The sequence below is a fragment of the Gelatiniphilus marinus genome, from assembly GCF_042684345.1.
In the GTDB taxonomy this organism is placed as follows: domain Bacteria; phylum Bacteroidota; class Bacteroidia; order Flavobacteriales; family Flavobacteriaceae; genus Gelatiniphilus; species Gelatiniphilus marinus.
In genome coordinates, this window is sequence record NZ_JBHULK010000006.1 from 146,463 (window position 1) to 171,776 (window position 25,314).

15 protein-coding genes are annotated in these 25,314 nt (G+C 36.6%); 5 read left to right on the plus strand and 10 right to left on the minus strand.

Translation table 11 applies throughout. From position 1 onward, the window contains the following. Window positions 1–401: 401 nt before the first annotated feature. From ACFSQS_RS13615 to ACFSQS_RS13625, 3 genes are all read right to left on the minus strand, one after another. A complete protein-coding gene (locus tag ACFSQS_RS13615; RefSeq protein WP_388020014.1) occupies window positions 402–698 on the minus strand; it encodes a thioredoxin family protein in 297 nt (98 codons plus the stop codon). 196 nt (window positions 699–894) lie between these two features. Continuing rightward, window positions 895–2,130 carry a metallophosphoesterase gene (locus ACFSQS_RS13620; RefSeq protein WP_388020017.1) on the minus strand — a complete coding sequence of 412 codons (1,236 nt, stop codon included), beginning with the start codon at window positions 2,128–2,130 and terminating at the stop codon, window positions 895–897. 71 nt (window positions 2,131–2,201) lie between these two features. Beyond that, on the minus strand, window positions 2,202–2,927 hold the full coding sequence (locus ACFSQS_RS13625) for a copper homeostasis protein CutC (protein WP_388020020.1): 726 nt from the start codon (window positions 2,925–2,927) through the stop codon (window positions 2,202–2,204). A gap of 130 nt (window positions 2,928–3,057) precedes the next feature. Here ACFSQS_RS13625 and ACFSQS_RS13630 point away from each other — a divergent pair, with 130 nt between their 5' ends. Next, complete coding sequence (locus tag ACFSQS_RS13630; RefSeq protein WP_388020023.1) at window positions 3,058–4,068, plus strand: isoaspartyl peptidase/L-asparaginase family protein; 1,011 nt, start codon at window positions 3,058–3,060, stop codon at window positions 4,066–4,068. 99 nt (window positions 4,069–4,167) lie between these two features. On the opposite strand, the gene dgt is transcribed toward ACFSQS_RS13630, so the two are convergent. Further along, window positions 4,168–5,508, minus strand: a complete 1,341-nt coding sequence (gene dgt, locus ACFSQS_RS13635) for a dGTP triphosphohydrolase (RefSeq protein ID WP_388020026.1) — start codon at window positions 5,506–5,508, stop codon at window positions 4,168–4,170. Window positions 5,509–5,669: 161 nt separating this feature from the next. Between dgt and ACFSQS_RS13640 the strand changes: the two genes are divergently transcribed. After that, window positions 5,670–6,866 (plus strand): porin, encoded by a 1,197-nt coding sequence (locus tag ACFSQS_RS13640; RefSeq protein ID WP_388020029.1) that lies wholly within the window; start codon window positions 5,670–5,672, stop codon window positions 6,864–6,866. A 70-nt stretch (window positions 6,867–6,936) separates the two neighbouring features. Continuing rightward, window positions 6,937–9,282 (plus strand): inorganic phosphate transporter, encoded by a 2,346-nt coding sequence (locus tag ACFSQS_RS13645; RefSeq protein ID WP_388020032.1) that lies wholly within the window; start codon window positions 6,937–6,939, stop codon window positions 9,280–9,282. A gap of 157 nt (window positions 9,283–9,439) precedes the next feature. On the opposite strand, the gene ACFSQS_RS13650 is transcribed toward ACFSQS_RS13645, so the two are convergent. Next, window positions 9,440–11,179 (minus strand): Na/Pi cotransporter family protein, encoded by a 1,740-nt coding sequence (locus ACFSQS_RS13650; protein WP_388020035.1) that lies wholly within the window; start codon window positions 11,177–11,179, stop codon window positions 9,440–9,442. 371 nt (window positions 11,180–11,550) lie between these two features. On the opposite strand from ACFSQS_RS13650, the gene polA reads away from it, so the two are divergent. After that, window positions 11,551–14,397 (plus strand): DNA polymerase I, encoded by a 2,847-nt coding sequence (polA, locus tag ACFSQS_RS13655; RefSeq protein ID WP_388020038.1) that lies wholly within the window; start codon window positions 11,551–11,553, stop codon window positions 14,395–14,397. A 610-nt stretch (window positions 14,398–15,007) separates the two neighbouring features. Here the strand turns inward: polA and ACFSQS_RS13660 are convergent. Beyond that, complete coding sequence (locus ACFSQS_RS13660; protein ID WP_388020041.1) at window positions 15,008–16,336, minus strand: TlpA family protein disulfide reductase; 1,329 nt, start codon at window positions 16,334–16,336, stop codon at window positions 15,008–15,010. Window positions 16,337–16,365: 29 nt separating this feature from the next. Beyond that, window positions 16,366–19,704, minus strand: a complete 3,339-nt coding sequence (gene mfd / locus ACFSQS_RS13665; RefSeq protein WP_388020044.1) for a transcription-repair coupling factor — start codon at window positions 19,702–19,704, stop codon at window positions 16,366–16,368. A 523-nt stretch (window positions 19,705–20,227) separates the two neighbouring features. Here mfd and ACFSQS_RS13670 point away from each other — a divergent pair. Continuing rightward, window positions 20,228–21,379 (plus strand): DNA polymerase III subunit, encoded by a 1,152-nt coding sequence (locus ACFSQS_RS13670; RefSeq protein ID WP_388020047.1) that lies wholly within the window; start codon window positions 20,228–20,230, stop codon window positions 21,377–21,379. Window positions 21,380–21,489: 110 nt separating this feature from the next. On the opposite strand, the gene ACFSQS_RS13675 is transcribed toward ACFSQS_RS13670, so the two are convergent. From ACFSQS_RS13675 to mnmG, 3 genes are all read right to left on the minus strand, one after another. Beyond that, the gene (locus ACFSQS_RS13675) at window positions 21,490–22,032 is read right to left on the minus strand and encodes an OmpH family outer membrane protein (protein WP_388020050.1); all 543 of its coding nucleotides are present in this window, start codon (window positions 22,030–22,032) and stop codon (window positions 21,490–21,492) included. 323 nt (window positions 22,033–22,355) lie between these two features. Continuing rightward, window positions 22,356–23,204: a class I SAM-dependent methyltransferase gene (locus ACFSQS_RS13680; protein WP_388020053.1), complete on the minus strand. Its 849-nt coding sequence runs from the start codon at window positions 23,202–23,204 to the stop codon at window positions 22,356–22,358. A 178-nt stretch (window positions 23,205–23,382) separates the two neighbouring features. After that, entirely contained in the window at window positions 23,383–25,254 is a 1,872-nt protein-coding gene (mnmG, locus tag ACFSQS_RS13685) for a tRNA uridine-5-carboxymethylaminomethyl(34) synthesis enzyme MnmG (protein ID WP_388020056.1), read from the minus strand. Window positions 25,255–25,314 lie beyond the last annotated feature (60 nt).

Sequence of the window (25,314 nt, forward strand, 5' to 3'; positions counted from 1 at the left end):
GAAATAGACCAGTTAGGTTTTAACCCCAAAGAATCGGGAACTTATAGTTCTGGAAAATAAAGAAACTCCAGGGTTTCAATTCAGGAAATCTGAAGTTCTGCTGGGTGCATCCAGAATTAACGCCTTATAAATATTATCGATAAAAAAACCCAAGATTTAATTTATTTTAAAACCTTGGGTTTTATTTTTTAAGATGGTAGTGCTTTTTTTCTTTCCAAAAACAACTCTCTAGCCTATTAACCGGCTCTTTGGTAATTAATGCTTTGTGGTATTTTTTAACAATGGCTTGGGGATATTAGGAACTTTCTGGACAGAACAACAAAATACTTTACATAATAAATAAGTTAAATTAGTACTTGAGCCGCGAAAAGTGCGACATACACGCAATTACAAAAAACTTATTAAACGTATTGCTGGATAATACCAATAAGCGTATTGGCATCTTGCTCTCCGCTTTGGCGCCATTTCATTTCGCCATCTTTATAGATAATTAGTGTTGGCAAGCCTTTTACCCGCAAAGCTTCGGCTAATTCTTGATTTTTTTCCACATCGATTTTAATCACTTTTGCCTTATCGCCCAAGGCCGCGGCAACGTCTCTAAGTACGGGGTGCATGGCAGTAGATTGCTCGTTCCATTCTGTAAAAAAATCTAACAGAACAGGTATGTCCACATCGATAAGTTCTCCAAATTTTGACATATCTTAATGTTTTAAATCAATACAAAGCATTACAAACCTACAATTTTTTATTCAGTTTAAAAATCAACTCTTTAAACCAAGCTTAAAATTCTTCATTATAAATATAATCAATTTTGCTACAATTACAATATGTACTTGATTTTAAAGGTGTTTTCAGCTTCTTTTATAACAGTTACGGCCTCTCAGATCTAAAAAATCAGGCATTTGCCGCCCCTTTTTCAAGTTCTATAACCGTAATTTCTGGCCAAATACCAACACGACCTGGAAATGCGTGATAACCAAAGCCCCTGTTAACATTTATAAACCTACCAAATTCGTTATACAATCCTGCCCATTGTTTATAGACGTACTGCGACGGGCTCCATTTAAAAACCCCAGGGATTTCAATACCCATTTGCAAACCATGGGTGTGCCCACTTAATGTTAAATGGTAATTAAAATTGTCGTTTTTAACTTGATATTCCCAATGCGACGGATCGTGGGTCATTAAAATCTTGAAATCTTCTTTTTCAAGACCTTTGGATGCTTTTTTCAAATCTCCAGATTGGTTAAAGCCTTTCCCCCAATTTTCTACTCCAACAATGGCAATTCGCTGTCCGTCTTTTTCTAAAACCCGATTTTCGTTCAACAATAAATCGAATCCTATTTTTGGGTGTACCTCTTTTATGGCCTGGAAATTGTTTTTCTTTTCTGCTGTAGCTTTCCACTTGGTATAATCGCCATAATCGTGGTTTCCCAAAACCGAAAACTTACCTAACGGTGCTTGCAACTTTTTAAACATTTCTATCCAATCGTCCATTTCGGTAGCTTTATTGTTTACAATATCGCCTGTAAATAAAATAACATCCGATTTTTGTTCGTTAATCATATCTATACCGTACTGCACTTTTTCCTTGCTTGTAAAGCTACCTGCATGAATATCGGAAATCTGTGTAATGGTTAAGCCATTAAAAGCATCTGGCAAATCTTTAAAAGTTAATTTATATTTTAAAACCTTATAATTATAGCGGCCTTTAACAATGCCATACAAAAATGATGCAAAAGGAATGGCTGCCAACCCTAAGGCAAGTTTAGATACAAATTCGCGCCTACCGTTAAGTGGTTTGGTTTCTCCGTTTGAAAAAACCGAAATCATTTTTTGAATAACCCGCACCACATCTTCGCCAAACATAACAGCAAGCATAACCAATTTAGGTATTAAAAACGTGAGCAACAACCCAAATGCAAGCTGAAACGCCTTGGTTTGCCCTGCGCTTCGTGGGGTTGATAAAATGGTGTATAAAAAATTGCCGTAAACAACAACAGCCAAAATTATCCAAACCCATTTAATGTATTTGTTTTTTGTTATTGTTTTTAACGCTTGAAAAGCATAAAACTCAATAAAAACAAATAAAAGAGATGCTATTAAAAGTGTAATGATCCAACGCGACATACCATGAGTTTAAAAGTATTGCAAAGATAGTTGTAAAACAAGCGGAGAACTTTTAACAACATGTTAAATTTCTACTGTTTTATGGCCTTTACGATTTTCGATATTTTTTCAGGGTCTGAAAACGCAACAATGCGCTCATCAAAAAAAGCATGGCTATTCATAGAAATTTTCGGTGCAGCAATAACCTGTTTTAGTGTTGAGGCAGAACAATGTATCTCATTAAAACCCGCATTTTTAAATTCAATAACATTTTCAGCATTAATACCACCACCGGGAAGTATTGTTAGTTTGTTTTTAGCTTTTTCGTTCAGCTGTTTTAGTAATTCTATGCCTTTTAGCGCGCTGGTTTGCTGTCCGGAAGTTAGCACTCTATCTGCTCCCAAATCAGTAAGTTCATCAATCGCTTTTAAAGGGTTTTTAACCCAATCGAATGCGCGGTGAAATGTAAATGGTAAAGGTTTAGCGAGTTGAATTAAAGCTTGTGTTCGCTCCATATCTATGGTATTGTCTTCATTTAAAACCCCTGAAACAATACCGCTACAACCCATAGCTTTGCATTGTAAAATATCGTTTTTCATAATATCAAATTCGTCCTCGGAATAGGTAAAATTTCCGCTTCGCGGACGAATTAAGACAAATACGGGTATTTTAAGCGTATCGGTTGCTTTTTTTAATAGTCCAAAACTTGGTGTTATTCCTCCAATGGCAAGTTCAGAACATAACTCAATACGGTTGGCTCCAGCATTTTCGGCATGAATTGCAGAGCGATACGAATTGGCACAAATTTCCAGTAACATTTTTAGTATATTAGAAGCCAAAATTAAGCAAAAAATCTAAGTAATATTTTCGCTTTATGCATTGTTTACTATTTTAATGATAAAGAATTCATGAATCTAAAGATTTCGCGGAAATAAAAAAATCATTTTAATGAAAAGAAGAAACTTTATTAAAAATGCCTCATTAACGGGCGTAGGTGTTGCCGTAGGAAGCTCGTTATTAAGCTGTAACGAAAACAAAAAAGAAAAACCTAAAGCGCTTACGGCAAACACAAAAGCTTCGCTACCCCTGGTAATTGCCACTTGGAATGTACCTAACGCTACAGCAAAAGCTTGGGAGGTCTTGCAAAAAGGAGGCTCGGTTTTAGATGCTGTTGAACAAGGCGTAAGGGTTGAAGAAGCCGATGTAAAAAACCAATCTGTTGGCAAAGGTGGCAGACCCGATAGAGATGGCAACGTTACGCTTGATGCTTGCATAATGAATAAAGAAGGTGATTGCGGTGCCGTAGTTTATATGCAAAACATTACACACGCTATTACTGTGGCCAGACAAGTAATGGAAAATACGCCGCACGTTATGCTAGCCGGAAAGGGTGCCGAACAATTTGCTGTAGAAAATGGCATGAAACGCGAAAACCTACTTACCGAGAAATCTAAAAAAGAATGGGAAGCGTGGCTTGTTGAGAAAGAATATAAACCCATTATAAATATAGAAAACCACGACACCATTGGCATGCTTGCCATTGATAAAAACGGCGATATTTCCGGAGCTTGTACAACCAGTGGGCTGGCTTATAAAATGGCTGGTCGTGTAGGCGATTCGCCAATAATCGGTTCGGGTTTGTTTGTAGATAACCAAGTTGGTGCTGCTGTTGCTACTGGCTTGGGCGAAGAGGTTGTGAAAACAGTAGGCAGCTTTTTGGTGGTAGAATTAATGCGCCAAGGGAAATCGCCTCAACAAGCCTGCGAAGAAGCTATTAACAGAATTGTAAGCAAACCAAATAGCAATTATAAAAATTTTCAGGTGGGCTATATTGCTGTTAATAAACAAGGTAAAACGGGGTCGTATTCTATACATGAATGGTTTAGCATGACGAAGTATCAAGATGGAAAAAACGAGAATTATCAATCGGATTTTTACTTGAAGAAAGACAAAGGCTAAAAGTTAATTGCCATATTAATAAAAACAAATAAACACTTAGTTTAAGAGTTTAATTAATCTTTTTTTAAAGTTATTGGTGCTAAACCACTATGCAATAAGCTAGAATTCTATACCTTTTATTTTTTTATATTCAAGAATGGCTTTGCTGTCTGATAGTAACGATACGTGGCAACACACCCGCATTAAACGCTGGTACAAAGTTGGCTTGTTGGTTTCAATGACTTTTGGTAAACTTTTTAAGATAAGTTTGTTGTAATTAGAAGCCGTGTTGTTAAACATGTTGTTTACAGCACTTGTGTAGGTGCTTAACAAGGTGCTTATAACGCCGTAACCTGCAATTTCCTTATCGATAACTTCGGTAGATTGGTATATGTTTTCTACGCTTATTTTGATAATGTCTTTTATTTGGGCGCTGTATTGGCTTTTATCTAACAGGGCGCAGCTAAAACTACCATTTAAAATAGCGTTTTCGTTTGCCATAAACACATCGACGGCCTCGTTAATTAACGACCCAATGGCGAGTGCACGAAGATAACCCACACGGTCTTCTTTGGTTGAAAGCGCATAATAGTTTTCTGGTTTAATGGTGTTTCTTATAATTTTCGACAGGTATTCCAGCGCAAACTCTTCTTGTATCAATCCAAGGTTAATGCCATCTTCAAAATCGATAATGGTGTAACAAATATCATCGGCTGCTTCAACCAAAAACGCTAACGGATGCCGCGAAAAGCTCATGTGCTTTTCGCTTCTTTTTAATAATCCCAGTTCTTTTGCAACATCTGTAAACGCTTCTTTTTCACTTTGAAAAAATCCGTATTTTTTATCGGCAATATAGTTTGTTGGTTTTGTGGGCAACGACTCTTTTGGGTATTTTGTAAAGGCGCCAAGTGTGGCATAACTTAAGCGCAAACCACCTGGTCGTCCTGCTCTGTTTTGGGTTAAAATTTTAAATCCGTTGGCATTGCCTTCAAAGTCGCATAAATCTTGGTACTCTTTATCGGTTAATTGATTTTTGAATTTTTGCCCTTCTCCAGTTTTAAAAAACTCACCAATGGCTTTTTCGCCCGAGTGCCCAAACGGTGGGTTGCCAATATCGTGGGCCAATGCTGCCGCTGCAACTATGGCTCCAAAATCGTTTGCTTGATGTCCATAAACGTTTTGTAAATGCGGATGCTTTTCCAATAGTTTTTGCCCTACGCGCCTACCCAAAGTACGGCCAACAACACTAACCTCTAAACTATGGGTTAATCGGGTGTGCACAAAATCGGTTTTAGACAACGGAATAACTTGGGTTTTGTCTTGAAGACTTCTAAACTCTGATGAAAATATGATGCGATCGTAGTCAACTTCAAAGCCCAAACGTGTTTCGTCCTGCTCTTTCCTGATGCGTTTATTGGTATCGCCTGCGCGTTTTAAAGATAGTAGTTGTTCCCAGTTCATTTTAAAAATTATGAGCAAGCAAGATAAGTAAAATCGATAAAAACAGACTTAAAAACGCCGCATCATTATAATTGGCTTTTTAATTGTTTATTTAATCATTAGGAAACATTAAGTTAACATTGGTTTTGGTTATTTGCACCGACAAAAACCAATAGACAATAATGAAACTTAAATTTATAGGGCTTGCAATAGTTTTTTTTGCAATACTGTCTTCTCATTCTCAAGAAATAAAATCTCCTAAATTCGGGAAAGGTCTTTTTAACTTAGTAGGTCAAGATAGCTCTTGGACCATGAAAATTGGGGCACGAATGCAGTTTCTGGCTACTTCTAATTGGGAAGATGGCGAAAGTAACGCATCTAATTTTTTAATACGCCGTGCACGTTTAAAATTTGACGGTTATGCCCTAAGCCCAAAACTTAAGTACAAATTAGAGTTGGGTTTATCTAACCGCGATATTTCGGGTGCTTCTCCATTTACAAGCAATGCGCCTCGGTATATTTTACATGCTGTAGTTAAATGGAATTTTGCTCCGGGTTTCGAGCTTTGGTTTGGGCAAACCAAACTCCCTGGAAATAGAGAGCGTATTATCTCTTCGGGGAATCTTCAACAAGTTGGCAGGTCGCTTTTAAACAGCCGCTTTACCATCGATAGGGATTTGGGCTTTCAATTAATACATTCATTTAACTTATCAGACAAATTTGTTGTAAAAGAAATATTTTCTCTTGCACAGGGCGAAGGCCGAAATATTACTACCGGAAACCTTGGCGGGCATCAATACACCGGCCGTATTGAGTTACTACCCTTTGGAAATTTTACAGGTAAAGGCGATTACTCGGGAGCCGATTTAATAAAAGAGCAAACACCAAAATTGGCTTTGGGACTAAGTTACGACCACAACAATAATGCAGTAAAAAACAGAAGCAATCAGGGGGCTTATATGGCTATTGATGATGGCGATGGTTTTTTTGAAACCAATATAAATACCCTATTTATAGATGCCATGTTTAAGTACAAAGGCTTCTCTTTTATGGCCGAATATGCCAACAGGGACGCCAAAGACCCGTTTGCCAAAAACTCCGATGGCACATTAACCGGCGATAAGGTACAGGTTGGCAAAGGCATAAATCTTCAAACCGGGGTTTTGTGCAAAAACAATTGGGAGGTTTCTGGACGTTACACCCATGTAGAATTAAACCAAAGTATTACGGGTAAAAATCCGGAAAGCCAATATACCTTTGGCGTTTCAAAATATATAGTTGGCCATAAATTAAAAGTACAGACCGATATAAGCCATTTAGAAGTTAAAGGCGGAAATAACGAATTAATGTGGCGATTACAATTCGATATTCATTTTTAAAAAGATAACAATTAGGTAACATTACAAAACCAAAGACTAAAGATATTTGCAAACTAATTTAAACTAAATTATGGAAAACATATACTTGTACATGATTATAGCCTTGGCGCTTTTGGCCATTGCCGATTTGGTGGTAGGCGTGAGCAACGATGCTGTAAACTTTTTAAATTCTGCCATAGGATCGAAGGCTATTTCGTTTAGAACCATTATGATTGTTGCCAGCGTTGGTGTTGCTGTTGGCGCCGTTTTTTCTAGCGGTATGATGGAAGTGGCAAGAAAAGGCATATTTAATCCTGGAGAATTTATGTTTAGTGAAATCATGATTATTTTCATGGCCGTCATGATAACAGATATTCTTTTATTGGATTTTTTCAATTCTGTTGGAATGCCAACCTCAACAACCGTATCCATAGTATTTGAGCTATTGGGAGCTGCGGTTGCCATGGCTTTAATAAAAATTGGCGCCGATGGGGGCAGTTTTATCGATCTTATTAATTACATTAACACATCAAAAGCTTCCCAGATTATATTTGGCATTCTGCTCTCGGTAGTCGTCGCATTTAGTATTGGGGCTTTTGTGCAATGGGTTGCCAGACTATTGTTATCTTATAATTTTGAAAAGAAAGCTGCTTGGGTTGGCGCCTTGTTTGGTGGCATTGCTTTAACGGCAATTACCTACTTTATTTTCATGAAAGGCCTTAAAGGTACATCGTACGCTAAAGAATCGTTTGAGATTCTTAATGGCGAAACCCTAACTACTTTTTTAGAGCACCAGGTTTTAGCTATAGTAGCCTCAAGTTTGGTTTTTTGGTTCTTGCTATCTTATGGGGTTATTGTTTTTTTAAAAACCAATATTTACAAACTTATCATTATAGTGGGCACATTTGCCCTGGCTTTGGCTTTTGCAGGTAACGATTTGGTAAATTTTATTGGAGTTCCGGTAGCAGCTTACAATGCCTTTACCGTGTGGACAACCTCTGGAATTGCTGCCGGTAATTTTCCAATGGATATATTGGCCGAAAAAGTACCAACAAACAACTGGTTGCTCTTTGGTGCGGGAATGGTTATGGTATTAACTTTATGGTTTTCCACTAAAGCCAAAAAAGTGGTACAAACCTCGTTAGACCTATCGAGCCAAGGCGAAACCCAAGAACGTTTTCAACCCAATTTTTTATCGCGCGGATTTGTACGGTTTGCCATGTTAATGTCTCAAATGTCATCGTACATGCTTCCCAAATCATGGCAAGATAAAATAGATGTGCAATTTAAAGTCCCAACGGTAAAAGTATCCAAGGACAAGGCAAAAGACCTTCCTGCATTCGATTTGGTAAGGGCCGCCGTTAACCTAATGGTTGCTGCCGTATTAATTTCAATTGCAACGTCTTACAAATTACCGCTTTCTACAACTTATGTAACCTTTATGGTTGCCATGGGCACCTCTTTAGCAGATCGGGCATGGGGCGCAGAAAGTGCCGTATATCGTGTTGCAGGTGTGCTAAACGTAATTGGTGGTTGGTTTTTTACCGCTTTTAGTGCCTTTAGTGCTGCGGCTTTAGTGGCTTACCTTTTAAATTTAAACGTAAAAGTGATGTTCCCTATTTTATTGTTAATAGCCATTGCCCTGTTAATAAGAAGTACCATAGCACATAACAATAAAAATAAAGAAGTAGCTGCCGAGGACAGCCTAAAAGGAACGGGTAGCAGATCTGTTCAAGGTGTTATACTTGAAAGCGCAGACAACATAGCCAATGTTGTAAAACGCGGTAATAGAATTTACAGTAACGCCATAAAAGGATTGAGCAAACAAGATTTAACCTTGCTTAAAAAGAACAAAAAACAGGTGGCAAAACTATCTGATGAAGTAGATAACCTACGCGATAACATTTTCTATTTCATTAAAAACCTAGACGAAACCAGCTTAAGAGCCAGCAGTTTTTATATTAATATTTTAGGCTATTTAGAAGATATTGTTCAGTCTTTAGGCTACATCTCTAAAGTAAGCCATAAACACATTAACAACAACCATAAAAAGCTTAAGTTTAGCCAGATTAGGGAACTCAAGGAAATTGACGATTCTTTAGAAAGCTTATTTACCGAGACCAAAGAAGCCTTTAACTCGCATTCTTTCGAGCAAATAGAGAACATTATAGCACGTAAAAAAGAAGTGTTCGATTTGGTAACCGATAAAATTGTTAAGCAAGTAGCTAGAACGCGAACAGAAGAATCGAGCCCGAAAAACACAAGCCTATATTTTAGCTTGTTAATAGAAACCAAAGATTTATTAACAGCTACCATGAACCTTTTAGAGGAATACCACAACTCGCACGATGCCTCTGTAGAACCTGCAACCATTAATATTATAGAAGACCCTGTAAAAGAAGCCTTAAACATAGTAGATAAAAAAGATAATATTTAACGCCTACAAGGTTTTAAAAGCTATTAAAAGGATTACAATCAAAGTTGTTTGGCTACAAAATAAACCACTTCGATTTGAGGTGGTTTTTTTATCGCAGCACTAGTTGTTTTAAATAAGACATGTTGGGCTAATCTTCGTTTTCTGCAATAGTACCGTTTCAGCCATAAAGAAGTTGGGCAACGTAAATAAGTTTTTTTATCATATCGTTTACATTGCCGTAATCATTAAACAAAGACGAAGCCATTTCTGGAGTAATTAAGTTTTTCCTTATTAATTTATCAATAGATTCATTGCTTTGCCTTACGTTAGCCGTGGCTTGTTTTTTTAAGTGTTTTAGTTTTTGGGCATGCTTGTGGGTCGAGCCGTTTTCTGTTCTAAACAAATAAATAAGCCTTAAAACCTTGGTTAGCTTTTTTCTGTAGCTGTTGTATTCTTCTTGCAAATAAATATTATCTAAATTTAATGCCTGTCTCAAGTTTTTGTTTAACTCTTTGGCTTCTTTAATTATCTCTACCATTTTTCTGTTGGCAATTCTAATATCGGTAATGGTTTTGGTTTGCTTGTTGTTAAGTTTTAAACTCCCTTGTGCCGTTGAGGCGTATTTAATAATTTGGCCATAAATGGATTTTACCTTAGAATAGTATAAATCGTCAATATCGGTTTTAAAATCTGTTTGAGATTTTTCTACTATGGCTTTTACTTTTTCATTGGATTTTATGTCTTCTCTATGAATATTCAAAGCATGGGCAACAATTTCAAAAACACTGTTTTTAAAAAGGTATTTAGATTCGTTTATCAATGCCGAAATAGCAGTTCCAGGAAATTCAAGCACTGCGGGATTAAGATATTTTGGCTCATCTACATCTTTGTCCTTATCCAGTTTTCCTTTAACTATTTTTAATAGAAACCGTTCTAGTTTTTTTATAAACGGAAGCATTATAATAACCCCAAGAACATTGAATATGGTATGGAACAGGGCTAACTTTAAAGTGAAATCTGTTTTACCAATATGTATAATTTCTGATAATTTATCTACAAAATTAGCTAAAGGATGAATTAAAACCAAGGCAACAATACCCGTTACAAGGTTAAAAATTAAATGCGCCCCTGCCAGTCGTTTACCAGCAATATTAGAGCCCAAGGAGCCCAAAACAGCAGTAATGGTTGTACCTACATTAGAGCCTATGGCAAGCGCCAGCGCATTTTGGTATTCTATTTGTCCAGCCGCCAAAGCCGTTAAAACCAATACCAACGTAGCTGCACTAGATTGCAATATAATAGTTATTAAAATGCCAATGCCGGTGTACAGGATTACGCCATAAAATCCAGGTACGGCGTATTGAGTTAAATCTATATGTTGGCTAAAAACATCGAAACCCTCTTTCATAAAATAAATGCCCAAAAAGAAAAAGCCCAAGCCAGCAAGAATATTGCCAATGCCCTTAAGTGTTTCTTTTTTTTGAAAGGTAAAGATTACCCCAAAAACAAGCATGGGCATTGCCAAGGCAGAAATTTTTATTTTTAGTCCGAAACCTGCCACCAACCACGCTGTGGCCGTACTACCAATATTAGCGCCAAAAATTAGCCCAAGGCCTTGAGCCAAAGTAATTAAACCTGCACTAATAAAAGAAATGGTAACTACCGAAACCAAAGAGCTGGATTGTATTAAAGCCGTTACAAAAGCTCCTACAGAAATACTTTTGTACAATTTATTGGTTGCTTTTTTTAAGAGGTTTTGCAGAGGGCCTTTGGTAAAAACCTTAAAACCTTCCTCCAACATAATCATACCAAACAGCAAAATGGCAACACCGGCAGATATGGTCTCGAAATTAGGGTTTAAATAAAGTAAAATCCCTAAAATGATTAAAAGCACAACAAAAATCGTTTTTTTAATCATGGCAATACATATTATAAAATTCGGTTTTCATGAGCTAGCCTAACTACAGTCGGTTTTTTTTAAGATTTTGTTAAATTAACAGTTTATAAATTTAAAAGCAAAAAAAGGTGGTTTAGTAACCAAGCATCAGCTAATATCAAAATGGCTCCAAAAAGGCACACAAACATTATGTCTTGGGCTTAAACAGCTTTATGGCTTCTAATACTTACCAATGGTTTTACCAGTAAAGTTTTTAAATCTAAAACACACATAATAAACTTTAAGCAACATTTTATTATCGTAATATTGCAATATTACGATTACTCAAAACCCAAATTCGTAAATCAAAAATAGTTTCGTAGTTTTATCATCTTCAAAAAAAAACAATCAAAATGTCAGACCAAAAACGTCTTTTTCTTGTCGATGCCTATGCCTTGATTTTTCGCGGGTATTATGCTTTTATAAAAAATCCGCGAATCAATTCCAAAGGCGAAGACACTTCGGCCATTATGGGTTTTATGAACTCCCTTTTGGATGTAATTAAACGCGAACGCCCCGACCATTTGGCCGTTTGTTTTGACAAAGGCGGTAGCGCAGACCGTGTAGAAATGTTTGAAGCCTACAAAGCCAACAGGGATGAAACGCCCGAAGGTATAAAAACAGCAGTTCCGTACATTTACGAGATTTTAAAAGCCATGCACATTCCCATTATGGTTAAAGAAGGTTACGAGGCAGATGATGTTATTGGAACCCTGTCCCGCCAAGCGGAAAAAGAAGGCTACCAAACCTTTATGGTAACGCCCGATAAGGATTTTGCACAATTGGTGACCGAAAATATTTTTATGTACCGCCCTGTATTTGGTGGTGGTTACGAAACTTGGGGCATCCCCGAAGTGCAGAAAAAATTTGAAGTAACAAACCCTATGCAAGTCATTGATTTTTTGGGAATGATGGGCGATTCCAGCGACAATATTCCCGGGTTGCCAGGCGTTGGCGAAAAAACGGCCAAAAAATTTATTAAAGAATTTGGCAGTATGGAAGGTTTATTGGCCAATACCGATAAGCTTAAGGGCAAGATGAAAGAAAAAGTGGAGGCCAATGGCGAACTGGGATTGCTCTCTAAACAATTGGCAACCATTATGTTAGATGTTCCGGTAACGTTTAATGCCAAAGATTTTGAGCTGGATCACCCCGATGTTGAGAAGGTTAAAGAAATATTTCAGGAATTGGAGTTTAGGAGATTGACCGATAATTTTTTAAAAACGTTTTCATCTGAAACGGAAACTGCTCAGTCTTCACCCGAAAAAGCTTCAGAAAAAACGGAAACAAAAGGCACACCAAAACAAGTTAAATCTGCTGGAGCTGGTCAATTTTCTCTATTTGGAGCAGAAGACAATTCCGCGGAAGCACCAACAAACAACACCCGAAAAACCTCGGAAACATCGTCGCATTTTTACCAAAGTGTCGCCTCGGGAATGGCAATAAAACTGTTTATTAAAAATTTAATGAACCAAACTTCGGTGTGTTTTGATACCGAAACCACAGGCTTAAACCCGTTGACGGCAGAATTGGTGGGCATTGCATTTTCCTGGGAAGTGGGCAAAGGTTTTTACATGCCGTTCCCGGAAAACAAGGATGAAGCGCAAGAACTTATTGAACAACTTCGGCCATTTTTTGAAAGTGAATCGATTGAAAAAATCGGTCAGAATTTAAAATACGACATTAAGGTTTTGGCAAAATACAATGTAAGTGTAAATGGCAAATTGTTTGATACCATGTTGGCGCATTACCTGATTAACCCGGATATGCGGCACAATATGGACGTGCTGGCCGAAACCTATTTGAATTACACGCCCATTTCGATAACCGAACTGATTGGTAAAAAAGGCAAAAACCAACTGTCGATGCGCGAGGTGCCGCTGGAAAAACAAACCGAATACGCCGTTGAAGATGCCGATATTACCCTGCAATTAAAAGAGCATTTTGAAAAAGAATTGGGCGAAGCCAACACACAAAGGCTATTTAACGAGATTGAAATTCGGCTACTACGCGTTTTGGCTGCCATGGAATTAGAGGGCATTAATTTGGATAAAGACTTTTTACATTCGCTATCGGAGCAATTAAATACGGATATAAAAGATTTAGAAACAAAAATTTATACCGAAGCTGGCGAGGAATTTAACATTGCATCGCCCAAACAATTGGGTGTTATTTTATTTGAAAAACTAAAGTTGGTTGATAAACCCAAAAAAACCAAAACGGGGCAATATGCTACGGGCGAAGATATTTTATCCTATCTCGCCAAAGACCACGACATTATTCGGAATATTTTAGAGTATCGTGGATTGGCAAAATTAAAAAGCACTTATGTGGATGCCTTACCGCTTCAAATAGAACCAACAACGGGAAGGGTGCACACCGATTATATGCAAACCGTTGCAGCAACGGGGCGTTTAAGTAGTAATAACCCTAATTTACAGAACATTCCTATTCGTACCGAACGCGGGCGACAGGTACGAAAAGCGTTTATTCCCCGTGATGAAAATTACACCTTGTTGGCTGCCGATTATTCTCAAATAGAACTGCGCATTATTGCGGCTTTGAGCAAAGAAGAAAACATGATTGAGGCCTTTAAAAACGGTGAGGATATTCATGCTTCAACAGCTTCAAAAGTGTTTAATGTGCCTTTGGGCGAAGTTACCCGTGAGCAACGAAGCAACGCCAAAACTGTAAACTTTGGTATTATTTATGGCGTTTCAGCTTTTGGACTGAGCAATCAAACCGATTTATCACGAAGCGAATCCAAAGCATTGATTGACACCTATTATGCCACCTATCCGAAACTGCGAAGTTATGTTCACGAGCAAATCGATTTTGCCCGCGATAACGGTTATGTGCAAACCGTTTTGGGGCGTCGCCGTTATTTAAAAGATATTAATTCCAGAAATGCGGTGGTTCGTGGCGCTGCCGAACGAAATGCCGTAAATGCGCCCATTCAAGGTAGTGCCGCCGACATTATTAAAATTGCCATGATTAATATTTATAACAAACTACAAGAAGGCGATTACAAAACCAAAATGTTACTGCAAGTCCATGACGAATTGGTTTTTGATGTTTATAAACCCGAACTTGAAACCATGAAAACCTTGATTAAAACCGAAATGGAAAACGCTTATAAATTGGAAATTCCGTTGGTAGTAGATTTAGATATAGGCAACAATTGGTTGGAGGCGCATTAATTAATAGCGTTCAACGTATTAAAAATATATTTTTATTGTGAAAAAAACAGGACAATTAGTGTGTTTGGTTTTGGTTTTAAACATTCTAACTCGTTATTCTGCTTATGATTTCTAATGATAAAATTACTCGATTTTTTTATACCGTAGATTATTTTTGTAAGTATAAAACTAAATTCTCAACCAAAACACAATGCCCAATAATTCTATAAAATGAAGAACAGAAAATATAAAATAAACGATAGCGAAGTTATCACTACTTTGGTCTTGGTTTGCCGCTGTTTAAAGCATTTTTACATCAACCAGAAACCCTGAGTGCCGTTCTAGTTTATTGATACTTTATCTTATAACTTGTTAGTGAAATTACAAAGTAAGTTTGTACTGCAAGGGTTATCTCTATATTTATCTGTTGTTTAGGGATATGTTCTGGTATTTCCTTTTTGTATTTTACCGCAATAAGTGCGTACCATTACAAAAGAAAAAAAACAATTCAAGGTTAAACTTTATTACCAAACTAATTTTTGGTTTAGTGGCTAATGCCTTCTACCCAACCAAACCAAATATTAATAGATTAAAAAAATTGGATAAGTTTTATCGAACTCAGGTTAATTAATTATTCCGTTTCAAACAAACCTTTTAAAACCTCAAGATCTTCTGGCTTTGCAATAATGTTTTTGGCTTTGTTTAATACAAAATAGGTTGGTGTTGCTGTTACAGCATAACTGTTGCCAATGGGGTTGTCCCATTTGTCTTGGCCGTAAATATGTATAAAATCGGGGAAATCGTAAGTGAGGTCTTTCCATCTATAAGGCTCTTCTTCTAGTCCTATGGCAATAACTTGTAATGCTCCTGTTTCTTGGGTTTTTAAAAAGTTTTGCAATTGTGGTATTTCGTCTAAACAGTGCGAGCAGGTACTGCTCCAAAACAGGATAATGTAATTTTGGGCTGTATCTAATTCGCTCAATTTTTTTGTGGTAACAGTGTTGTTTTCTGTAATTTCAAAAGAAAAATCTGGTGCTTTACTTCCTATGGATAGGCTTTTAAAAAGTAACAATCCATCAATCAATTCTTGGTCATTTAGTGTTTTTGCTATCTCTATCAAATAGCTTTCTGCGATATAGTTGGCTACATTCTCGAATCCTAAATCTGCCATTTGTTGCCACAAATCTACTAACAAGACGCGTTTTATTTTATCTGGGGCCTGCTTCATGGCGTTGCAAAATACATCGATGTTGTTTTTGTAATTGGTAACTTCATCTGTATTATCAGATGACATCCCAAAGACGTAATTTAGCATCCGTTCGTCAAAAAAATTAGAGCTTTGCAAAATTTTGTTGTTAAAATCCAGATTATCGAAATAATGGGCTTTTAAATTGCTTACATAGGTTTTTACGTCCTGAAAAGTATCGGGAATATAGGGACGGTTTGCTTTAATAAATTCTAGTGCTATGGTTGCTTTGGCTAAGGTCTCAAAACTAGATTGTGCTTCGCGCTGGGTATTAAAAATAGACTTTAAAGCCAGTGTATCTTTACTTTCTTCTCTGTAAAATTTACCGATGCTATGGGTTATCATAGACATGCTATTGGTGTAAGATTCAAGTAATTTGTTTTCAGTCGAAGATTTAAAATCGATACCGGTTTCAGAATTAAACGTAAACTCTATATCTTCCTTTCCGTTGTAAATAAGATCGAAATTATAATCTTCTTGCGGAATGGCATACACAATTCTGTACATGCCTTTGCTTACTGTAGAATCTAATTTAAATTCTAGGATGCCTTCTTTAATTTCTGCGTTTGTAATATATTCTGAAACCGTGGGAGTTACTTTGTATAACAAGGCTATATTATAATCTTGAGCTGGTGTAAAGGTGCCTTTAATAGTGTGTTGCCCAAAAAAGATGGTTGGCAGTAAAACCGCTAAGGCAACAAGTTCTTTTAACATGATTTTAATTTATTTTAATAAAACAATAATCAAGCCATAATAGGTTTTAAAAGTGCCAAGGCTTGTTTTACGGTTTTAACGGCATTAAAAGTAAGCAATAACCTAAGACCATTTCGGGTTTGCTTTTCTTTAATCTTGCAAATGCCCGGGTTTGCTTGCACAAATTTAAGCACTTTTGTAAAACTTTCGCTTTGGTAAAACTTACTTTGCTGATCGGTTATAAAATACCCCACAAATTTACCTTGTTTCATGATAACTTTTTCGAATCCTAATGTTGTGGCCATCCACTTTATTTGGACACTACTCAATAAATCAGTTACTTGTGTTGGCAATTCCCCAAATCGGTCTATGAGGTCTAACTCAAATTTTTGTAATTCTGCTTCGGTTTTTAAGTTGTTTAATTGGGTGTACAGGTTTAGTCGTTCTGCAATATTATTTACGTAATCGTCTGGAAAAAGCAATTCGAAATCGGTATCAATGGTTACCTCTTTTACATAAGCTTTATCGGTTTCATCTTCATCATACAAATCTTTAAACTCGTTTTCTTTAAGTTCTTCAATGGCTTCATTTAGTATTTTTTGATAGGTATCGAAACCTATTTCGTTTATAAAACCGCTTTGTTCGCCACCCAATAAATCTCCGGCTCCACGAATTTCTAAATCTTTCATGGCGATATTAAAACCACTGCCCAACTCTGTAAATTGCTCTAAAGCGGTGATACGTTTTCTGGCATCATCGGTCATTGCAGAATATTCAGGGGTTATAAAATAGCAAAAGGCTTTTTTGTTGCTTCTACCCACGCGACCACGCATTTGGTGCAAATCGCTCAACCCGAAATTATTGGCGTTATTTATAAAAATGGTGTTGGCATTTGGCACATCCAATCCACTTTCAACAATGGTGGTACTTACCAAAACATCGAAAGCACCATCCATAAATTGAAGCATGAGTTCTTCAAGTTTTTTACCTTCCATTTGCCCATGGCCAATGCCAATTTTTGCATCGGGTACTAAACGCTGTAACATGCCGGCAACTTCTTTTATGTTTTCTATGCGATTATGAATGAAAAATATTTGCCCGCCACGTTGAATCTCGTAACTTACTGCATCGCGAATGGTTTCTTCGTTAAAACGGATAACATGGCTTTCAATGGGGTAACGGTTTGGCGGTGGTGTAGTAATTACCGATAAATCGCGTGCCGCCATTAAACTGAATTGTAAGGTACGCGGAATTGGTGTTGCGGTTAGCGTTAGCACATCTACATTGTCTTTTAAAGTCTTTAGTTTTTCTTTTACTGAAACTCCAAATTTTTGCTCTTCATCGACAATCAACAATCCTAAATCTTTAAACTTTACGTTTTTGTTGACTAATTGATGTGTACCAATAATAATATCGACATTTCCTTTTTCTAAGCCCTCTAAAGTTTCGCGCTTTTCTTTAGCGGTTCTAAATCGATTTACATAATCTACCGTTACAGGAAAATTCTTTAAACGCTGCTTAAAGGTTCTGGAATGTTGGTAAGCCAAAATGGTAGTTGGCACCAAAACGGCCACTTGTTTGCCATTATCTACGGCTTTAAAGGCTGCACGAATGGCCACTTCGGTTTTACCAAAACCCACATCGCCACAAACCAGTCGGTCCATGGGGCGTTCGCTTTCCATATCCGCTTTAATATCTGCGGTTGCCGTACTTTGGTCTGGTGTGTCTTCATAAATAAAAGAGGCTTCCAACTCGTGTTGCATGTAACTGTCTGGATTGTACCGGTAACCTTTTTGGGTTTTACGCTTTGCGTACAATTTTATTAAGTTGAAAGCCACATGTTTTACCCGAGCTTTTGTTTTTTGTTTAAGGGTTTTCCAAGCTTTACTACCAAGTTTGTAAATTTTGGGAGGTTTGCCGTCTTTACCGTTAAACTTGGTAATTTTATGTAACGAATGGATACTTAAATACAGCACATCGCGCTCGCCGTAAACCAATTTTATGGCTTCTTGTTTTTTGCCTTCAACATCAATTTTTTGGAGTCCGCCAAAACGCCCAATACCGTGGTCTATATGGGTTACATAATCGCCAATATCTAAATTTGTAAGTTCCTTTAAAGTAATGGCCTGCTTTTTGGCGTAACCACTTTTTAGATGAAACTTATGGTAACGCTCAAAAATTTGATGATCGGTATAACACACCATTTTGTTATCATGATCTACAAAACCTTGATGCAACGATAAAATGATGGTTTGATATTGCTTGACATCGAGATTGGAATCGTCGAAAATATCATGGAACCGTTTTGCTTGCTGCTCGCTAATGCAAGCAATATAATTGGTGTAACCCTTTTCGTGATTGGTATTTAAGTCTTCTATTAAAAGGTTGAATTGTTTATTAAACGCGGGTTGCGGTGTGGTGTTGAAAACGATTTGGTTTACGCCATTACGAGAATCATGCGACGTTTCACTAACAACGACATTATTTTTAAAAACAGACGTTGTTCCAAACTCAATAATCGAAAAATCGAGTAATTGCTTTTTTAACAATTCAGAATTACTAAATAACTCATCTGGTTGGGCATGTTTTAATTCGGAGTCGAGTAATTTGAAAGCCTCTTCGGCTTTTTCATAAAAATCGTCTATTCGAGCAAAGAACAGATTTGCATTTTTAAAACAAACCACTGTTTTTTGAGCGATATATTTTAAGAAACTTTGGCGGTTTTCGTTTAATAATTTCTTGGCAACATTGGGGATGATATTAATTTTTTTTATCTGCTCTAAAGAAAGCTGGGTTTCTACATCGAAGGTTCTGATGCTATCTACCTCATCGCCAAAAAATTCGATACGATAAGGTTCATCGTGCGAAAACGAAAACACATCCACAATACCGCCGCGTACCGAAAACTCTCCGGGTTCGGTTACAAAATCAACACGCTTAAATTGGTACTCGAACAGTACTTCGTTTACAAAATCGATGCTTATTTTATCGTTTACCGATACTTTTAAGGTGTTGCGTTCCAACTCTTTTCGGGTAACCACTTTCTCGAAAAGCGCATCGGGATAGGTAACAATTATGGCTGGTTTTTTTTGCGAATTTATACGGTTTAAAACCTCGGCACGAAGCAGTACGTTAGCATTATCGGTTTCATCAATTTGGTAAGGCCTGCGGTAGCTGCCCGGGTAAAACAGCACATCTTTTGGGTTGCACAATTGCTCTAAATCGTTAAGGTAGTGTGCGGCTTCTTCTTTATCGTTAAAAACAATTAGAAAAGGTTTTTCGGCATGTTTAAAAAGACTTGAAATGACAAATGAAAAAGACGACCCAACGAGTCCTTTTAAATGTGTTTTGTTTTGAGTTTGGGCAATAGCGTTTTGCAGATTTTGCATTTGCAAAGTCTGTAGATAGGTTTGCGAGAGATTGGATGGACTCACCTAATTATTAAATTTTAAGATTGCAAATATACGGTTTACAATTATTTCAATTACGATTTTGTAATAAATCGTTACTGTTTGCTTTTTTATGTTTTTTTGAATTTAGAGCATCACTTGGCTTTGTTAGAAAAAATGTCGAACTTCGTTTAACGATTGAATATCGATAATTTATAACAATCGATATTCAAATTCAATTAAACGAATCGCTCCATAAATAAAAAAACATCAAATTTAAAACCATAATATTGCAAGTAAGTTCGTTAGGGATTGCAGCGGCTTCCTTTTTAAAGACAAAAAAGAATTGGTTTTGGCCAAACTGAAATTTAACAGATTGCCACGTCCTTCGTCCTCGCAATGACGCTTTAAAAAGATATAGCGGAAAGCCCGACCCGATAGGGTAACGCCCAAATACAATGAGATGGGATTTTACATTCTTTTTGGTGCTTAACTTCTAATAAAATTCAGTTACTTTTGTTTTATGCTTTTTAAGGATATTTTAGGACAAGAACATATTAAAAAACATTTAACGCAAAGTGTGGATAATGGCCGGATACCCCATGCCCAACTATTTGTTGGCAACGAAGGTTCTGGCACTTTGCCCATGGCCATTGCTTATGCGCGTTACATTTTATGTGCTAATTCTGGTGGCGATAATACTTCGGGAAACGCTGCTTGTAACTTAAAATTCAATCATTTTTCGCATCCCGATTTACACTTTGCTTTTCCGGTAACCACCAGCGATAAGGTAAAAAGCAAACCGGTATCTAGTTTTTATTTGGATGAGTGGCGCCAATTGCTAAAGGAACAGCCTTACGGCAATTTGTTTGATTGGTACAAACTGCTTGGTGTTGATAATAAACAGGGGCAAATTGGGGTTGATGAAGCGCATGATATTGTAAAATCGCTTACGCTGAAATCTTATGAAGGCGGTTACAAAGTAATGCTGATTTGGATGGCCGAAAAAATGCATACCGCATGTGCCAACAAACTTTTAAAGCTTATTGAAGAGCCGCCAAATAAAACGGTATTTATTTTAATTGCCGAAGATGAAGAGCAGCTAATAAGCACCATTAAATCGCGTTGCCAAGTTTTGCATTTTCCGCCATTGGCCGAAGACGTAATAAAAAACGCCTTGGTAAAGCAGTACAACATTGATGCTAATGAAGCTACAAAAATTGCCCACCAATCTAACGGGAATTATAATAAGGCTTGCGATTTGGTATATCAGGATTCTGAGGACATACAATTTGAAACCTGGTTTATTTTCTGGATTCGCAGTGCTTTTAAAGCCAAAGGCAACAAAGCGGCCATACACGATTTAATTTCTTGGAGTGCCGATATTGCCAAAACAGGGCGCGAAACCCAAAAGCAATTCCTTAATTTTTGTTTGGATTTTTTTAGACAAGCATTATTGCTAAACTACAACGCTACCAATCTTGTTTTTTTAGAGCCTAAGACCGAAAAATTCAAACTCGAGAATTTTGCCCCTTTTGTACACGGTAATAATATTATGGAAATAAGCAACGAGCTGCAAGATGCCATTTACCATATTGAGCGCAACGGTAATGCTAAAATTATTTTAACCGATTTATCGATTAAATTAACGCGTTTGCTTCATAAAAAAGAATAATAAACTGCTCATTAGGATAAAAAGACAAATCCAAAAATACTTGAAACAAAAAACGCTTTCAGAAATTATCCTAAAAGCGTTTAACTATTTGTTTATTAGTGTTTTATGGCTTATTCTTTTTTGTCGGTTTCTTTAGCCGCTTCTTTATCGGTGCCGTTTAAAGCTTCTAAAATGGTTTGTGTTAAATCGTTATCGTCGGTGCTGTACATAACGGTTGATGCGGCATCTGTAGTTCCTAAAATGTAGGTATATCCGTTTTTCTTGCCGTAATCTTTTACAAAATCTTTTACTTTAACAATTACAGAATCTATTTCGGTTTGAAAAGATTGGCTTAACAATTGTTGCTCAAATTGCATTTGCTGTTGTAATTGTTGTTGCTTTTGCTGCAAACCGCTCATTAATTCATGTTGTTTTTTTTGAGATGCCCGTTGCGCTTTCTTTTGGGTTTCTTGTACTTCTAACTGAAATGCCTTACCTATACTATCGGCTCTTTTCTTAAAAGCTTCTTCTTGAATTTGGAATTTTGCTTCAAGATCTATTTTCTCCTGGAAATCGTTTATAAGCGTTCCGTTATTTACATATCCTATTTTTGCTTGTTTTTCACAAGAGGATAAAACAATCATTGCCAATACTACGTAAACTATATTTTTCATCTGTTTTTTTGTTTAATGTTTTTTTGTTTGATGTTACATTCATATAATCATTTCAAGTGCATGGAAAATTAAATTAAGAATGTTTTATCTGTTTGGTTATTCTGTTTTTAGGTTTCGCACAAATGTAATAAAGTATGTGATAATTTAAAGCGGAATTATTTTGAATTTAACTTATAACAAAATATTATTGATAATTTTTTTGAAATAATTTTTATCTATTAAAAACAAAAGCGTATTAAGCGAATTAAGGCGCTTTTATAAATTAGCCTATCATAGAGTTGTTTGGTTAACTAAAAGCTTAAATGCAATAGCGAAAACAAATTTTAATTGTTTTTTATGATATAAATTAATGAAGATGCTTCTTTTGTACCAAGAGATTTTAAATTTGAAAGCAAACCTATCCAAAAGCCATTAATAAAATTCATTTTTCCGGATTTGTATTTTTCTGAAAGCAGACTTACATAAAACGCATCAAACCACATGGGTTTAATTTTAACAACTTTGAAGGCTTGCTTTAAAACTAATTTTGAAACAGATGCTTTGTTAAAATGCCAAAGATGCCTGGGCACATCGTAAGCGGCCCAAAATTGTTTGTAATGTGTGGCATCGTAACTTTTATAATTGGGTACAGCAATAATTAAATTGCCATTTGGTTTTAATAATTTTTTTAATATCGAAATCTGTTCTTCTAAATTTGGAAGGTGTTCTAAAACGTGCCAAAGTGTAATAACATCAAAGCTGTTTGGTTGAAACTTTAAAAGTTGATCTGTTTTAAAAACAGCGTTATTGTTTTTTTTATTGGCAATATCTCGGGCCTGTTCGTTAGGTTCAATTCCAAAAATCTTCCAATTGTTTTGCTTTGCGGTTTGTAAAAAATCGCCAGTTCCGCATCCAACATCTAAAAGGTTTTTTTCTTTTGAAGCGAACGAGTTAATTAATTTTAATTTCTTTTTAAGTGAAAATTGCCGAACTAAATGGTATGCTTTTTCAAATAGGTTGCGTTGCGAATCTGTATGCGAAATATAATCTTCACTTTTGTAATAATCGGGTAATTTACCTAAAGATGGTTGTGGTGAAGTTTCTAAGAATCCGTATTCTGAATTTTGTATTAATTCGAATTCCTCTCCTGAAACAGAATGATCTTTTACTTTTAAATAGGTAGTTTTTGCCACTAATTCACGAATGTTTTAGCAAGTTGTTTTCTAAAAATAAATCGCACAATAACGATTTTGTTTTGTTTTCAAAAGCGTATTCCTGCCTCCGCAGGAATGACAAAAAAACGAATGTTCCACGTGGAACGTTTCTATTTTTTATAAATACAATAAATAGGCTTTTTAATTTAATATGAGCCTAACGCCCCATGTAAACCAATAGAACCGAAATATCATTTGGTGACACACCGCTAATTCTAGAGGCTTGCGACACCGTTGTGGGCTGTATTTTTTTAAGCTTTTCGCGCGCTTCGAAACTCATGGATTTAATTTGCGAATAATCGAAATTTTCAGGGATTTTTACATATTCCAACCTGCTCAATTTGTCGGCATTATTTTTTTCTTTAGCAATATATCCTGAATATTTTACCTGTATTTCTGTTTGCTCAATCACTTCTCTGTCCAAATTGTTTTCTTTAATATAAGCCTCGACACTTTCAATTTTTCTAACATCATCCATATCAATATTAGGGCGGGCAAACACTTTAAAAAGTTTTCCTGATTGTTTAACAGGTGACGATTTTTTTGATTCCAATATCGGATTTATTTCCTCTGGCTTGACGCTTTGTGTTTCAAAAAAGCTAACAAATTTTTCTGCCGCTTCATGTTTTTGCTCCATGCGCTTTAGGCGTTTTTCAGAAGCTAAGCCTAGGCGAAAACCTTTAGGTGTTAATCTTTTATCTGCATTATCTTGACGCAACAAGGTTCTGTATTCGGCCCTCGATGTAAACATACGATACGGTTCTTCGGTACCTTTTGTTATCAAATCGTCTATTAAAACACCAATGTAGGCTTCATCTCTTTTTAGGGTAAAAGGATCTTTTTCCTTAACTTTTAAGCTGGCATTTATACCCGCCATCAATCCTTGTGAGGCCGCTTCTTCATACCCGGTTGTACCGTTAATCTGTCCTGCAAAATACAAGCCCTGTACAAGCTTAGTTTCTAAAGTATGTTTTAATTGTGTGGGTGGAAAATAATCGTATTCTATAGCATAACCTGGTCTGAAAAACTTAACATTTTCAAAACCGACAACAGAGCGTAATGCTTTAAATTGCACGTCTTCTGGCAGCGAAGTTGAGAAGCCATTCACATATACCTCACAGGTATTCCAACCTTCTGGCTCAATAAATAATTGATGCCTGTCTTTATCTGCAAAACGATTGATTTTATCTTCGATAGACGGACAATAACGCGGCCCCAAGCTTTTTATTCTACCATTAAACATGGGCGATCTATCAAAACCTTCACGAAGCATATCATGTACCAACTCACTTGTATAAGTCATGTGGCAAGAGCGCTGTTTTTCCAAGGGTTTTGTAATGTCTAAATACGAAAATTTTTCTGGATTGACGTCCCCGGGCTGTTCTGTCATTTTAGAAAAATCTAAAGAACGACCATCCACTCTTGGTGGTGTACCGGTTTTCATTCTGCCAGATTCAAAACCTAAATCAACCAATTGTTCCGTGATTCCGGTTGCGGCTTTCTCGCCTGCTCTTCCTCCTCCAAAATTCTTGTCGCCAATATGAATTAATCCGTTTAAAAAAGTACCGTTTGTAAGCACAACGGTTTTGCCTTTTATCTCTAATCCAAGCGACGTTTTTATTCCAACAATTTTATGATTCTTAACCAACAAGCCAGAAACCATTTCTTGATAAAAATCAAGATTTGGTGTGCCTTCTAAAAGTAATCTCCAATCTTCGGCAAAACGCATTCTATCGCTCTGCACTCTAGGGCTCCACATAGCAGGCCCTTTGGACTTGTTAAGCATTTTAAACTGAATGGCCGAAGTATCGGAAACGATACCGCTATAGCCCCCAAGCGCATCAATCTCACGAACAATTTGGCCTTTTGCAATACCGCCCATAGCAGGGTTGCAAGACATTTGCGCAATGTTTTGTAAGTTCATGGTAACAAGCAGTGTTTTGCTTCCCATATTGGCGGCGGCGGCGGCGGCTTCACTCCCTGCGTGGCCAGCACCAACTACTATAACATCATAAAGGTCGTTAAACATCCTATTGTTTTTTTGCTTTGAATGATACACATTTCAGCAAGCTCAATGTGTTATTTGTTT

Coding starts and splice junctions, on each gene's coding strand:
- ACFSQS_RS13615 (WP_388020014.1), bottom strand. CDS start 698: ATGTCAAAATTTGGAGAACTTATCGATGTGGACATACCTGTTCTGTTA.
- ACFSQS_RS13620 (WP_388020017.1), bottom strand. CDS start 2,130: ATGTCGCGTTGGATCATTACACTTTTAATAGCATCTCTTTTATTTGTT.
- ACFSQS_RS13625 (WP_388020020.1), bottom strand. CDS start 2,927: ATGTTACTGGAAATTTGTGCCAATTCGTATCGCTCTGCAATTCATGCC.
- ACFSQS_RS13630 (WP_388020023.1), top strand. CDS start 3,058: ATGAAAAGAAGAAACTTTATTAAAAATGCCTCATTAACGGGCGTAGGT.
- dgt (WP_388020026.1), bottom strand. CDS start 5,508: ATGAACTGGGAACAACTACTATCTTTAAAACGCGCAGGCGATACCAAT.
- ACFSQS_RS13640 (WP_388020029.1), top strand. CDS start 5,670: ATGAAACTTAAATTTATAGGGCTTGCAATAGTTTTTTTTGCAATACTG.
- ACFSQS_RS13645 (WP_388020032.1), top strand. CDS start 6,937: ATGGAAAACATATACTTGTACATGATTATAGCCTTGGCGCTTTTGGCC.
- ACFSQS_RS13650 (WP_388020035.1), bottom strand. CDS start 11,179: ATGATTAAAAAAACGATTTTTGTTGTGCTTTTAATCATTTTAGGGATT.
- polA (WP_388020038.1), top strand. CDS start 11,551: ATGTCAGACCAAAAACGTCTTTTTCTTGTCGATGCCTATGCCTTGATT.
- ACFSQS_RS13660 (WP_388020041.1), bottom strand. CDS start 16,336: ATGTTAAAAGAACTTGTTGCCTTAGCGGTTTTACTGCCAACCATCTTT.
- mfd (WP_388020044.1), bottom strand. CDS start 19,704: ATGCAAAATCTGCAAAACGCTATTGCCCAAACTCAAAACAAAACACAT.
- ACFSQS_RS13670 (WP_388020047.1), top strand. CDS start 20,228: ATGCTTTTTAAGGATATTTTAGGACAAGAACATATTAAAAAACATTTA.
- ACFSQS_RS13675 (WP_388020050.1), bottom strand. CDS start 22,032: ATGAAAAATATAGTTTACGTAGTATTGGCAATGATTGTTTTATCCTCT.
- mnmG (WP_388020056.1), bottom strand. CDS start 25,254: ATGTTTAACGACCTTTATGATGTTATAGTAGTTGGTGCTGGCCACGCA.